The organism is Alkalinema pantanalense CENA528, from assembly GCF_050753345.1.
Lineage (GTDB): Bacteria > Cyanobacteriota > Cyanobacteriia > Leptolyngbyales > Leptolyngbyaceae > Alkalinema > Alkalinema pantanalense.
Genome location: NZ_JBLZFX010000001.1, coordinates 50,258 through 64,098, shown reverse-complemented (window position 1 = coordinate 64,098; position 13,841 = coordinate 50,258). Strand labels below are relative to the sequence as shown.

Here is a 13,841-nt window from a genome sequence, read left to right as displayed (position 1 = left end):
GGTTCTTGACTCACTGGGGATTAATATTTGCCCCCTGCCCATTTCCTACTCTCATTGCCTATCCCTTTCTAACCATGACTTCCAAGCCTCAGATTCAGTTACACCAATTTCTTCGTTCTGGAAAAGTACGATATCGTCGATCGATCTGGCTGAGCTTAAGCGGCCTGCTGAGTTTGGTGGCTTTTGCACCGATCGCCCTTGCCCAAACCGCTGCCCAAGAGAGCGCTGGAGAATTTGCCAGTCCGGCTCCAGCGGTGACTGAACCTGCGGGAGACAGCCTGGGCGGTGCGGGATCCCCCGAAGCGGTGCCCGTTGCACCGATCGATGCGCCCTCCCAGACCCATGAACCTGATTACAGCGCCGGTCAAGTCGAACCGCCTCAGCAAGTCGAATCAGCGGATGTCTTTATCGATCGCACCGATTACAGCCTCGGAGCGACCCAGCGAGAAGTGCCCGCAGCCGATGGTAAGCCCGCACCTTCAGGGTCAGCGATTGCAGTCGGTTCCAGCCCCAGTGCAGCCCCTGTGCGCGTCGGGTCGCTCAATTTTTCTGCCAGTGGCCCCAGTTGGACTCCGGCAACCGTCAATCCCAACGCGATCGCCAGCGCCCCCAGTTACTTCAGCAAAAAGCTGATCCGTCCCTTTGGTCGCATGGGCAATGGCAACCTGAAATTAATGTTTCCCCTGGCAATCCCCGCGCCGATTACCTCTCTCTTCGGCTGGCGCATCCACCCCATTACTGGCGAACAACGGATGCACACCGGAACGGACATCGGCGCACCCATGGGAACGCCTGTGTTAGCTGCTTTAGCGGGGCGAGTCTTGCTAGCTGATTTTCTGGGAGGCTATGGCTTGACGATCGCCCTCGAGCATACCGACGGCACCCAACAAACCCTCTACGCCCACCTATCGGAAATTTTTGTAAAACCAGGGGAACTGATCCAGCAGGGGGCTGCGATCGGTCGGGTGGGCAGTACGGGGAACTCCACCGGGCCACACCTGCACTTTGAACTGCGCCAACTGACCGATGAAGGCTGGGTTGCGATGGATGCCGGACTCCAGCTAGAAACCGCCATGGCCGATCTGGTTAAGTCCCTGCAAGTCGCGAAAAATCCAGCCACTCCCCAGGCCACTCAACCGCGATCGTAATTTTCACTGCCCAATTTTGTTTCCTGGTGGGCACCCTTAGGGGTGGGATCTAATAAATGGAACCCATGAACAAGATCCCAGGTTTTTCCTATGGTGAACCGCCTTGGTAAACAACTTTGGCAGTGGCGTGGCCTTTGGATGATTATTCCAGCGGTCACAGGGGCGATCGTGCTGTTGCGGGCATTGGGCTGGCTGCAACCCTTGGAATGGATGGCACTGGATCAGTATTTTCGGCTGCGGCCCCAGGAACCGACGGACGATCGCATTGTCATTGTGGGCGTGGACGAGGCAGATATTCAGGCGATCGGGCGCTGGCCCATGGACGACAACACCCTGGCGCAGGTGATCGAAAACATCCAGAAGCAACAACCCCGCGCGATCGGGCTGGACTTTTTCCGGGATGTGCCCGTCGAACCGGGTTCTAAACGATTGACCCAAGTTTTAGCAAAGCTGCCCAACTTAATTGGCATTGAAAAACGCCTCGGTAGCCAAGATGCTTCGGCAGTCAATACTGCTAATCTGCTCAAACAAAAGGGCCAGACGGCTTCTAATAACATCGTGACCGATGGCGATGGCAAACTGCGCCGCGCCCTGCTCTACTGGACAACCCCCGACGGCAGTGAATCCTTGGAAAGTTTAGGGCTGCGTCTCGCGCTGATGTATTTGGACAAGCAAGGCATTCAACCGGAGGCGGAAAGTGAAACCTCTCCGGCGCTGCGGCTGCGGAATGCTGTGTTTCCCATCTTTGAACCGAATGATGGCAGCTATGTGGGGGCGGATGCGGGTGGCTACCAGATTCTGTTGAACTACCGAGGTCCCTCTCGCACCTTCCAGACCATTCCGATGCAGGATGTTTTGCAGGGCAAAATTGCTGGGAATCTTTTCCGCGATCGCATCGTCTTGATTGGCCCGACAGCGGAGAGCCTCAAGGATTTTTTCTACACTCCCTACAGCGGCAATACGATCACCACCCCAGAAAAAACCCACGGGGTTGAAATTCAAGCCAATGTCGCCAGTCAAGTCATTAGTGCGGCTTTGGATGGTCGATCGAATCTGCGGGTTTGGGCTGATCCCCCACTGCAATTATTTCCTAAGGGCTTTTCTCTGCAATGGCAAATCCCTGACCCGAAGGAATCAGCCTGGATTTTGCTCTGGGCAACGATCGGGGGACTGTTGGCCTGGATCTACCGCAATCCACGCTATGGCATTTTGGCCCTATCTGCGGCGGAGGGCAGTTTGTTTGTGATCACCTATGGAGTCTTTCTAGCAGGCTGGTGGATTCCCGTGGTGCCTCCGGCCCTGGCCTTGGGACTCTCTGCGATCGCGTTGACGGGCTATGTCGGCAGTTTAGAGCGCAACGATCGCAAGCTGGTCATGAATATCTTTGGCCGCTACGTCACCCCGCAGATTGCCGAAGCCATCTGGCGCGATCGCGATCAACTCCTCGGTAACGGACGGCTGAAAGGTCGCAAGATGACCGTAACAATACTGTTCACGGATATCAAAGATTTCAGTACGATCTCGGAGCGCACCGATCCCGAAATTTTAATGGATTGGTTGAACGACTATATGGCAGCCATGACTCAGATTGTTTTGGATCACGGTGCCGTCGTCGATAAGTTCATCGGAGACGCCATTATGGCCGTATTTGGAGTACCGATTGCCCGGACAACCCCTGAAGAGGTAAGGCAAGATGCCCTCAATGCAGTGGATTGCGCTGTCAAAATGGGGTTAGCCTTGGAGGGTTTAAACCAAAAATGGGCAAAGGACGGTTTGCCCACGATCCAAATGAGGGTTGGGATTTCTACGGGCACGGCGGTCACAGGCAGCCTCGGGGGACATCAGCGCATGGATTACACGGCGATCGGCGATACGGTCAATATTGCGGCTCGGCTAGAAAGTTTCGATAAAAGCATTGAGGGTGGGCTGTGCCGAGTTCTGGTCAGTGATTCGACATACCAGTTAGTCCAATCTCAATTTGAAGCTCGATCGATCGGTTCAGTGCAACTCAAAGGGCGGGAACAACCCACACAGGTCTATCAAATTTTAGCGACAAGCGAATCGGTGTTAGTCCCTTCCACCGCACCGGAATAGTACTCCAGGCAGTGCTCCAGTCAGCCAGTCGCATAAGCATATCGTGAATGAATCATATGTGTGAGTGAATCATATGTGAAATATATCTAATCAGGGATGCAGTCGCCGTGTTTCGTGTCCAAATTAAATTATTCGTCACCCAGTTTCGTTGCTGACTCATTCTCAATCTGTCTATTAGGAGTCCTGAATATGCCTAGATTGCAGCCTTTCCGGTTTTCCACAAGTACCTTTTTAACCAGCGTAGCGGCACTCATTGCTCTCCAGAGTTTGGTGAATGCTGGGACGGCACGGCATTCGCTTCTGCTGGAATGGAGCCAACCCGCGATCGCGGCGCAACGGGCTAAATATAATCCCCCCAATCGCCCCACGCCGATTCGGACAGATGGTACAGGGGTACGAAGCAGCCCTGGGGTGAAGTGTGCGAACACCAGCGAGTCGATGTTTCTCTCCATGCTGGCTCCGGTGGGGCATACCGGAGAAACCGTGAATCCTCGCCCCACCTTGTACGCCTATTTCACAGGCAAGCGCCCGATCGAAATGCGCTTTGGGGAAGTTGGCAAAAAACCGTTGTTTATCCAGCGCGTGGAATCTAGTGAACCTGGATTGATGCCGTTGCCCTATCCGAGCGATCAACCGGAACTGCAAACGGGCAAAACCTACCAGTGGTCAGTGGAAGTGGTTTGCAATCCTAAGAAATCCTATGAAAATGTTGGTTTGATCAAAGCCAACTTACAACGGGTGGAGAGTCCCAAAAAATTAGAAGAAGCCCTCGCTAAAGTAGAAGCCATTCCAGAGCGATCGGCAATCTACGCAGACGCAGGACTGTGGTACGACGCAGTGGATAGTTTGGCTGGCCCCTTGCTGGATCAACCGCAAAATAAAGCGCTCAAAACCGCTTTATTCGATCTCTTGGAACAGGGGGGATTGAAGAAAACGGTAGACCAAGCCCGTAAAATGAAGCGGGCGACGGGCTGCCACGGAGAAATGCAGATCGGGGCACCACGTTCCGACGAGAAAGTGCGTTGCCCCCAGTCCCAACTGCGATATTAACCAACCTTAACTCGCATGAAAATCCTGCAAATTATCCCCTCAGTTTCGTTGGTCTACGGTGGCCCAAGTCAAATGGTAGTGGGGTTGTCGTCGGCTTTGGCCCGATCGGGCGTGCAAGTGACGATTCTCACCACGGATGCCAACGGAGATGCAGGACAGGCACCCCTCCCAGTGCCTTTGGGGGTTCCCGTTGAACAGGATGGGTACGACATTATCTATTTCCGATGTTCTCCGTTTCGGCGTTATAAGTTTTCGATCGACCTATTAATGTGGCTGTGGCGCAATGTCGATCGCTACGATGTTGTTCACATTCACGCCTTATTTTCCCCCGTCACTTCCCTAGCAGCTACGATCGTGCGAACTAAGGGATTGCCCTATATCTTGCGCCCCCTGGGAACCCTTGATCCAGCGGATTTACAGAAAAAACGGAGAATTAAACAACTCTACGCTCATGTATTAGAACGCCCTAATTTGGCAGGTGCGGCTGCGCTCCATTTTACCAGTGATCAGGAAGCCAAGGTTTCAGAACGATTTGGCACTCAATGTATGGATTGGATCTATCCATTGGGGGTTCAACTCCCTCCCGCTGTTCGATCGGTTGCTGAAACCAAAGCTGCTCTGAATTTACCGAGCGATCGACCGATTCTACTGTTTATGTCTCGGATTGATCCTAAAAAAGGGCTGGATTTGCTGATTCCGGCCTTAGAAAAGCTCAGCCAAACCACTCCCTTTCACTTTGTCCTGGCAGGCGGCAATCCCCAGGATTCAGGTTACGAAGCTCAAATCAGACTGCGTATTCAGTCATCACCATTAAACGATCGTACAACGATTACAGGCTTTGTTTCCGGTAATCTAAAAACTGAACTATTACAGATTGCAGATCTGTTTCTATTACCATCCTATTACGAAAATTTTGGTATTTCTGTTGCTGAATCGATGTCTGTTGGTACGCCTGTGATAATTTCCAATCAAGTTCACATCTGGCAACAGATTGAACAATCTGAATCTGGCTGGATTTGTGAATGTACGGCGGATAGCGTATTTAATACAATCCAGGTTGCGCTCAAGGATCACCAGGAGTTGCGCTATCGAGGACTGCAAGCCCAAGGCTATGCCCGCAAACATTACAGTTGGGAGGCGATCGCGACCCAGCTCTGTCAACGGTATCAGGAAGTCATAGGTTCATGAAGGTGATACAGTTAATGAAGGCAGCAGGACAAGATTAGTGAAAGAATTATAGCCAGAAAATCATGTCATCAAAAGAGCCAATATGAACTCCGATCCTTGGGTCTATCCGGATTTGCGTTATAGATCGATGAAATAATTAATCATAGTGGATAACTAAAATAAAATACTTATAGTGCTTGGATTGATAAATGCTGATCATTCTTAGAATCAACTCCATTATCTAACTATGCAATCATCGACTGATTCGTTGTTCGATGAAGTTGACTTGTCATAGATTTAGGTCTAATATAACTCACTAAAGATTCAACGTCCTTTCTCTTCAGCACATTCATAAACGTTTGTCCACATCAAACGTTTTGCAGAGGCTCAATATGATTGCGGAACGATCAACGTCTATTTCAAAATCGATTTCAAATGATGATGAGTTGTAGATATTTTTCTAGTTAAATTCTTTGGAATTTACAATCAAAATTACATTGTTCATACTTTTTTTGCATAATCCGGACAATAGAAAATTGGTTTTTCCCAACATTCTATTGTCTAGGTTGTATAAGAATCTATCTGTAAAAATCATGACTTTTGAAATTGAAGGGGCATCCTTAAGCTAAGGTGCAGCTATCGGTTAGTAGCATCCCATCTCAATACCCATCGATTCCAATAGCTATTGGGTTGGAGACTAATATTTGTTCAGTTTGGAGTAAATTGCCCCGAGGTTCCTGTGGAAGACTTGCCGATCGCCCATCCCCACTCCCTCTTTGCCCAGGATGTCATCGCCCATCCTCCCATCTCTCCCGTGGCAAATGTACAGGATGCGGCACGACGGCATGATCCGAACGATTTACTACAGGCCATTATGGCGGCGCAGTCGCAGTTTATTAATGCAGAAGCGCCCAAGGCTCTCTTCAACGGTTTGCTGGAAAATTTACTGACCCTAACTGATAGTGCCTACGGTTTTATTGGCGAGGTGTTCTACAGTTCCACCCAGGAGCCTTACTTCCCAGAAGCCCATATGAAAATCCGGGGCTGCCCCTATTTAAAAACCCACTCCATTACTAATATTGCCTGGGATGAGGCTACCCGCCAACTCTATGATGAGTATGAACCCAAAGGCATGGAGTTCCGGAACCTCAATACTCTATTTGGGACGGTGTTGGTGACGGGGAAACCGCTAATTTCCAACGAACCTAGTACCGATCCACGGCGCGGCGGTTTACCCAAAGGCCATCCCCCCCTCAATGCATTTTTAGGCATTCCCCTCTACAACGAAGGAGCCCTTGTCGGGATGATTGGGCTGGCGAATCGCCCCAATGGGTATCAGCCGGAACTGTTGGAAGAATTTAAACCATTTTTAGCAACCTGTAGTGGAATCATTGCTGCCTACCGAAATGAACGCCGCCGCTATGATGCAGAATCCGCACTACGCAGCGCAGAAGAAAAATATCGCAGTATTTTTGAAAATGCATCGGAAGGCATTTATCAATCCACGATCGAGGGGCAATACCTTAGTGTTAATCCGGCTCTGGCTAAACTATATGGGTATGATTCACCAGAAGACTTTATTTCTAGCATCAGCAATATCGCCACAGAAATTTATATTGATCCCACCCATCGTCAGACAATAATTGATCAGGTTACTGCTAACGGATCAATTATTGATCATGAGTGTCAAGTTCGCGATCGCTTTGGCAACTTCCTCTGGATCTCCGAGAATATGCGAGCGGTGCGGGGAGAGGATGGCCAGATCCTTTACTATGAGGGGTCAGTTAGCAATATCACCCAACGCAAACTTGCAGAAGCTGACCTATGCCAGCAGATTGATAAGGAACGGGTGATGCGCCGCATCACCCTAGAAATTTCTCGCTCCTTTGATGTCCAGAAAATTCTCACAACGGCTGCGGCTGAAGTCCGCAAATTTCTCAATGTCGATCGGGTTCTCTTTTACTGCTTTGCGGAACAGTTAGGGGGGGGCATTTTAGTCGAATCGAGCGACCCCAATTGGTTACTGCCCCAGGATCATTTCACCGCTGATCATTCGTTGCAATTGCAGCAAACCATTATCTTCCAGGATCAAGTTACCGAGACCCATTCCAATATTTATCATTCCAACCTTTCAACGGATTATGTGGACTGGTTAAGTGCGTTGCAGGTGCAGGCGATTGCCAGTGTGCCGATTTTGCAGGGCGATCAACTGTGGGGTTTGCTGATTGCCCACCATTGCCGTGCGCCCCACCACTGGGAAGATCCCGAAATTGACCTGCTGCAACAGTTAACCACTCAGATTGGTATTGCTCTCCAACAATCTCAGCTATATCAACAAACCCAGGCCGAACTGAAGGAACGGGAACGGGCGGAACAGGAACTCCGAGAAAGCGAAGCCGCTATGCGGGAGTTGTATCAAATTATTTCCCAGTCCGATCGAGTCTTTGAGCAAGCGATCCGTGACCTGCTGAAAATGGGCTGTCTGAAGTTAGGCATGAACATGGGTATGCTGTCCCAGGTGAGCGATGATCAGGTGGAAGTGCTATATTCCTGGTGTTCCAGCGGCGCTTTCTGCAAACAGGTGACACTACCGTTAGCAGAAACCTACTGCCAAGAAGTTTTACAGCACCAAAAAACCATCAGCATTCTCTCGGTCACAGGTTCCGAGTGGCGTCATCGCACCTGCCACCGCGAGCTCAACATTCAGTCTTACCTGGGTACCCCCATCTGGGTGCATGGTCACCTCTACGGGACACTTGCGTTTTATGGTTTCTCGCATCGCACGCAACCTTTTCGATCGATCGAGCAGGAAATCCTGCATCTGATGGCACAATGGATCGGCAGTGAAATCGAACGACAACAAGCGGCCCAAGAACTTTCCCAAGCCCGCGATGCAGCCCTAGCCGCCACCCGTGCCAAAAGTGAATTTCTCGCCACGATGAGTCATGAAATTCGCACGCCGATGAATGCGGTGATCGGTATGACGGGTTTGCTTTTGGATACGCCCCTGACGCCAGAACAGGCCGATTTTGTGGAAACGATTCGCAACGGTGGCGATACCCTGCTGACAGTGATTAATGACATTCTCGACTTTTCTAAAATTGAATCGGGCAAGTTGGAATTGGAGGAGCAGCCCTTTGATTTGCAACTCTGCCTCGAGGAAGCGGTGGATTTGGTAATGCCCCAGGCCCAAGCAAAACGGCTAGAAGTTGCTCACCAAACCCATCCAGCGGTGCCCCAGAGTATCCTGGGGGATGTGACCCGCCTACGCCAAGTTTTGGTCAATCTGCTAAGTAACGCGGTGAAATTTACAGAACGCGGGGAAATTATGGTGTCTGTTACTCCCTATGTTTCACCCAGTTCTGTGGAAACCTCGAATACTTCTAATGATCTGATCGATCGCGTAGAACTCTGTTTTGCAATTCAAGATTCCGGGATTGGCATTCCACCGGAACGGATGGATCGATTGTTTAAGCCCTTTAGCCAAGTAGATTCTTCCACGACCCGCAAATATGGCGGTACTGGTTTAGGGTTGGTGATTTGCAAACAGCTGATCGAAATTATGGGAGGTCACATTTGGGTTGAAAGTGAAGTGAATCGCGGCACCACCTTTTATTTCACGATTTCAGCCCAGCCCCTTCAAGCGCTCCCCCAGCCCCATGCCGTGCCCTCTCATGTGATGGATGGTAAGCGGGTCTTGATTGTGGATGATAATCCTGTCCATGGCAAGATTTTGCACCAGCAACTCAATAATTTGGGCATTGTGTCTCAGATTGTGAATTCTGGTCGATCGGCGCTGGCTTGTCTCCAGCAGGATGCGTCGTTTGACTTGGCGATTATCGATCTGCGAATGCCCCAAATGAACGGGTTGGAACTCGCCCAAGCCATTCATCAGGTATCGCAATGGTCGAAGTTACCTTTGGTGCTTATGAGTTCCCTCGATCGCAGTGAACTGGGCGAAGCAAACAATAACCAACATTTTGCGGGAATTTTATCTAAACCGCCTAAACGGTCTCAACTGTTTGACACGCTGGTGGAAATCTTCGATCGGCAGCCCAAGCCCGACGTAGCCTTGGCCAATTCTGCATCCAATCAACTGGATAGTCAACTTGCAGCCCATCACCCCCTGCGGATTTTGTTGGTAGAAGACAATGCCGTCAATCAAAAACTAGCGATTCAACTGTTGAAACGTTTAGGATATCGCACTGATATTGCCAGCAATGGCTTGGAAGCTTTGGAAGCCGTGCAACGCCAAACCTACGATTTGGTCTTCATGGATGTGCAAATGCCAGAAATGGACGGTTTGACGGCAACACAGGAGCTCTGCAAGCGGTATGCGGCTCCTCAACGCCCCCGGATTGTCGCCATGACTGCCAATGCTATGGCGGGGGATCGAGAAAAATGTCTCAATGCTGGCATGGATGACTATGTGAGTAAACCTGTACGCATTAAAGATCTCATCCAAGCGCTCAAAAACACACAACCGCGATTGACCTTTACTCCTTCAGAGGACTCCGACATGCTAGATAATCGCAGCCTTGCAACCCTCACCCTCACTGCTGAAGTCCTCCCAATCTCTACTACATCTTCTGAAGCTTGTACTATGGAGCCCGAAACACCCATCCAACCCGTCCAACTGCCAGCGATCGATGAAGCAGCGATCAGCGAACTCATCGATATGTTGGGTGAAGAGGGAATCAGCGTCTTTGTGGAAATTATTCATAACTATTTTGAAGATGCGCCCACTTGTCTTCGTCAAATGGAGCAGGCGATCGACCAGCAGGATGCCAATGGCCTCAGAGCAGCATCCCATACCTTAAAAGGAATCAGTGCCGCGATCGGGGCCTTGCCCTTAAGCGAAATCTGTAAAGAGCTAGAACTCTTTGGTCGGCAGGGCAGTATTGACCAAGCCCAGCCCCAAATTCTGCCCCTCCTTCAGCAAGCGCAACGGGAATACGATCGGGGCGAGGCAGATTTAAAAATCCGCCTTCGCCCGTTTGCAGCCATGGTTTAACCCACAATCTGCTCCAGCGTGGCCACAAAGTCAGGGTAGGAAATAGAGGCGGCTTCTGCGCGATGAATTGTCGTCGTTCCCGTTGCATTCAGTGCCGCGATCGCCAAACTCATGGCAATGCGGTGGTCGGTAAAGCTATCCACTTCGGTGCCCGTCAGAGGATGGCCGCCCGTAATTTCCATGCCATCGGGTAACTCACTGACTTGGGCTCCCATGGCATTTAATTGGTTCGCCATAACGGTAATGCGATCGCTCTCCTTGACCCGCAATTCTTCTGCATCTTGAATCACCGTTGTTCCCTCAGCAAAGGCAGCGGCCACCGCGAGCACCGGAATTTCATCAATCAATCTGGGAATGATGTCCCCTGCAATGCGCGTCGCTTTAAGTTGACTATGGCGCACCCGCAGATCGGCAACCGGTTCTCCCGCCACTTCCCGTTCGTTCTCTAGGGAAATATCCGCCCCCATGGCTTGCAGGGCTTCTAAAATTCCTGTGCGAGTAGGATTAATGCCCACATTTTCCACAGTTAGATCGGATCCTGGTACAATCGCGCCTGCAACGAGCCAAAAGGCCGCCGAACTGATATCCCCTGGAACCACCACGGTTTGTCCATGCAGCCGTGCTTGCCCCGTCACGGTGGCACTAATGGTTTCTGGATCGACTTCGACTTCAGCTCCAAAGGCTCGCAGCATTCGTTCGCTGTGATCGCGGGATAGAGCAGGTTCCGTCACCGTTGTTTTGCCGTCGGCCATCAAGCCGGCAAGTAGGACACAGGACTTGACCTGCGCTGAGGCGATCGGGGATTGGTAGTGGATCGGCTTAAGCACTTGCCCCTTAATGGAAAGCGGTGCCAAGGAATCATCCTTACGGCCCCAAATTTGAGCGCCCATCATTTGCAACGGTTTCACGACCCGAGACATGGGGCGCGATCGCAGGGAAGAATCACCCGTCACGGTGAAGTATTTCCCAGGATGGGATGCCAGAATACCTAACATCAGTCTCAATGTTGTACCCGAATTGCCTGCATTGAGCACATCTAATGGCTCCTGTAGGCAACCTAACCCAATCCCTTGAACCCGAACTTCTTGGGTATTCAGTTCCGAAATCTCTGCCCCCATGGCCCGAAAACACTCAGCCGTACTGCGCGGATCCTCTCCTAGCAGTAGCCCATGGATAATCGTCTCTCCTTCGGCCAATGCGCCTAGCATGAGCGATCGATGGGAAATGGATTTATCACCGGGAATCTGAATCCGTCCGCGGAGTCCATTGCAAGCTGAGCCACCCTGTATCACGAGATCCTGATGATGGCTGACGGGTTTCACTGTTATGACGGTGGTTGTGGCCATAGGGAATTGGATAGACTGGCGAAAGTTGCGATCGTCTATCCTATCAAGGAATTGAAAGCCGTAGATGGGAAATTCGAGAGGGATTTCTAGATGCCAAATCAATGTGGTCTATGTCTAGAACCCCTAGTTTGATCGTTTTCAGTTTCTAGCCTATTTCTAACGGGTCTCTAACGGGTCTCTAACGGGTTTCTGATTACAGGATGATCCGGGTGGACTGGATAATTTGAATTTTCAATCTAACGACTTAGTTTAATTGTTCTCTGACTTCTCAATTGTGTGGTTTCCCTTATGTTGACTCATTTTCGTCGGCCTGTTTGTCTTTCAGTGATGTCTGCGGACTTGGCGATTTGCTCTAATGTCGAAACCGTTGGCACCCTCTATCAACGAGATGCCCAACGCTTCCATCTCCTATTAACGGAACCCAAAGTCTGCGAACCTTGTACCCCAGTTGAGCATCCTGGTTTACCCTCTGCGGATCAACTCCGGTTGATTTGGATCGAGATGTCGCCCCTTCGCGTCACAATGACGATGCAGGGCAATGGCAAACTCAGTTATCGACACCTTTGGGAACGGAATGCCTATGGCTTGAGTCGTTATTGGCTCCAAGGGGATGCCGTGGGCCAAAGTCACCAACTCCAACTGCGGAACTTTACAGTGGGTTTACACCTCGACGGGAATCCCCTACCCACTTCGTTGGCATTGGAGTATGAACTATGGTCAGCCCACAGTCGCTTGGGGCGCTATACGCTTCAATTAGATATTCAGCATTAAGCAGATTGCTGCCAAATTTCATCAATAATTAGCATCCCTTGAAACTTGCAAACGGATTTCAAGGGATTTTTGCTTGCTAATGAACCATAGGGAACTAGAACGGATTGCGGCTAGGGCAGATTGGCTGAGCGGTATGACTGGGGTTGAGTGGTATTGGCAATACCACGAGGGGCATGGTTCGGAGTATTGACTGGCAGATTGGCTGGAGCCCCGATCGAGCCATTGGGCTGAATCTGGGGAATGGTAGGCATACTGGCAAGACTCAATTCCTCGCGCAACACCCGTTGATAGACCTGTGGCAAGCTAGCACTCATGGAATTGGTTTCAATGCCGTAGCCCAGACTGGTCCAAGTGGGAGACAGAATTTCCAACACGCGCGTAATTTTGCCCTGCCGCAATAAGCTAGACAAATCAACCCCCCATACCTGGGCATCGCTGAGCCAACGGTATACAACTGTATCTTGGTACAACGGCTCAAAGCTATAGCGATGCCAAAGCCAAAAGCCTCCAGGATTGGGATGGTAGCGTTCGGCCTGTTCCACCCAGGTGGTGGTGATGAACTGATAGCGTCCAGCAGCCGTTGTACACTGCCCCACATTCGGCCCCACGGCGATCGGTACACAGAGATCGGGATGTCGGCTTAAGTCTTGGGTATATTCGCCCCCGTAAATCACGGCGTAGGGATTTTGCACATTCGACTCACTGGCCGAGATGGTGCGCATCAAAGCTCGAATATAGGGATCCCCGCCCTGCATAACTAACGGTGTTTCCGCCCCCTTCCCTAAGCTGGAACCCCACGGCATTCGCTGTTCTCGCAGGTTGAGCAAAATAAAAATCAACCACAGAATGATAGTGCAATGGACGAGAAATTTACCAAGGGTATAGTCTTTGGACGGGGTATCATCGGCCATACTGACATCAGCTTTGAACAGTAGAGTACGTCGCAACAAACTGCTGGGTAAAAGTGGTAGCAGATTGAGGGTAGGAACGATGCGCAGTCGGGATAGGCGTAGGGGGGGGGGTGACCCAACCTTTGGTCGCCATCGGAGTTTGGATCGCACAGTATCTTTGAATTTATCTTGTAACCGGCCCTTTAGTGGGGCTTGTGACCTGTCTTGCGAGCTGTCTGGCAATTTGCCTTGTGACCTATCTTGCGACCTATCCTGCGACTTGTCTTGCAACCGATCTGGTAACTGATCTTGCAAAAATGTGCATCGAGCTTTTACCCCAGACCAAATTTTAACCAGCGTC

8 protein-coding genes are annotated in these 13,841 nt (G+C 50.7%); 6 read left to right on the top strand and 2 right to left on the bottom strand.

Annotation, left to right across the window (positions count from 1 at the left end):
• Positions 1-74 precede the first annotated feature (74 nt).
• From ACN4EG_RS00280 to ACN4EG_RS00260, 5 genes are all read left to right on the top strand, one after another.
• Positions 75-1,148, top strand: a complete 1,074-nt coding sequence (locus ACN4EG_RS00280; RefSeq protein WP_431627081.1) for a M23 family metallopeptidase — start codon at positions 75-77, stop codon at positions 1,146-1,148.
• Positions 1,149-1,238: 90 nt separating this feature from the next.
• Complete coding sequence (locus ACN4EG_RS00275; protein ID WP_431627080.1) at positions 1,239-3,242, top strand: CHASE2 domain-containing protein; 2,004 nt, start codon at positions 1,239-1,241, stop codon at positions 3,240-3,242.
• A gap of 189 nt (positions 3,243-3,431) precedes the next feature.
• Positions 3,432-4,292 carry a DUF928 domain-containing protein gene (locus ACN4EG_RS00270; RefSeq protein WP_431627079.1) on the top strand — a complete coding sequence of 287 codons (861 nt, stop codon included), beginning with the start codon at positions 3,432-3,434 and terminating at the stop codon, positions 4,290-4,292.
• A gap of 15 nt (positions 4,293-4,307) precedes the next feature.
• Positions 4,308-5,480: a hormogonium polysaccharide biosynthesis glycosyltransferase HpsP gene (gene hpsP, locus ACN4EG_RS00265; RefSeq protein WP_431627078.1), complete on the top strand. Its 1,173-nt coding sequence runs from the start codon at positions 4,308-4,310 to the stop codon at positions 5,478-5,480.
• 718 nt (positions 5,481-6,198) lie between these two features.
• Complete coding sequence (locus ACN4EG_RS00260) at positions 6,199-10,473, top strand: response regulator (RefSeq protein WP_431627077.1); 4,275 nt, start codon at positions 6,199-6,201, stop codon at positions 10,471-10,473.
• Here the strand turns inward: ACN4EG_RS00260 and aroA are convergent.
• A complete protein-coding gene (aroA, locus tag ACN4EG_RS00255; RefSeq protein ID WP_431627076.1) occupies positions 10,470-11,819 on the bottom strand; it encodes a 3-phosphoshikimate 1-carboxyvinyltransferase in 1,350 nt (449 codons plus the stop codon). The two genes, ACN4EG_RS00260 and aroA, sit on opposite strands and share 4 nt — an antisense overlap.
• Before the next feature lie 288 nt (positions 11,820-12,107).
• Between aroA and ACN4EG_RS00250 the strand changes: the two genes are divergently transcribed.
• Positions 12,108-12,590 (top strand): hypothetical protein, encoded by a 483-nt coding sequence (locus ACN4EG_RS00250; protein WP_431627075.1) that lies wholly within the window; start codon positions 12,108-12,110, stop codon positions 12,588-12,590.
• Positions 12,591-12,700: 110 nt separating this feature from the next.
• Here the strand turns inward: ACN4EG_RS00250 and ACN4EG_RS00245 are convergent, their stop codons facing one another.
• Positions 12,701-13,537, bottom strand: coding sequence for a glycoside hydrolase family 24 protein (locus ACN4EG_RS00245; protein ID WP_431627074.1), 837 nt, complete (start codon positions 13,535-13,537; stop codon positions 12,701-12,703).
• Between the last annotated feature and the right edge of the window lie 304 nt (positions 13,538-13,841).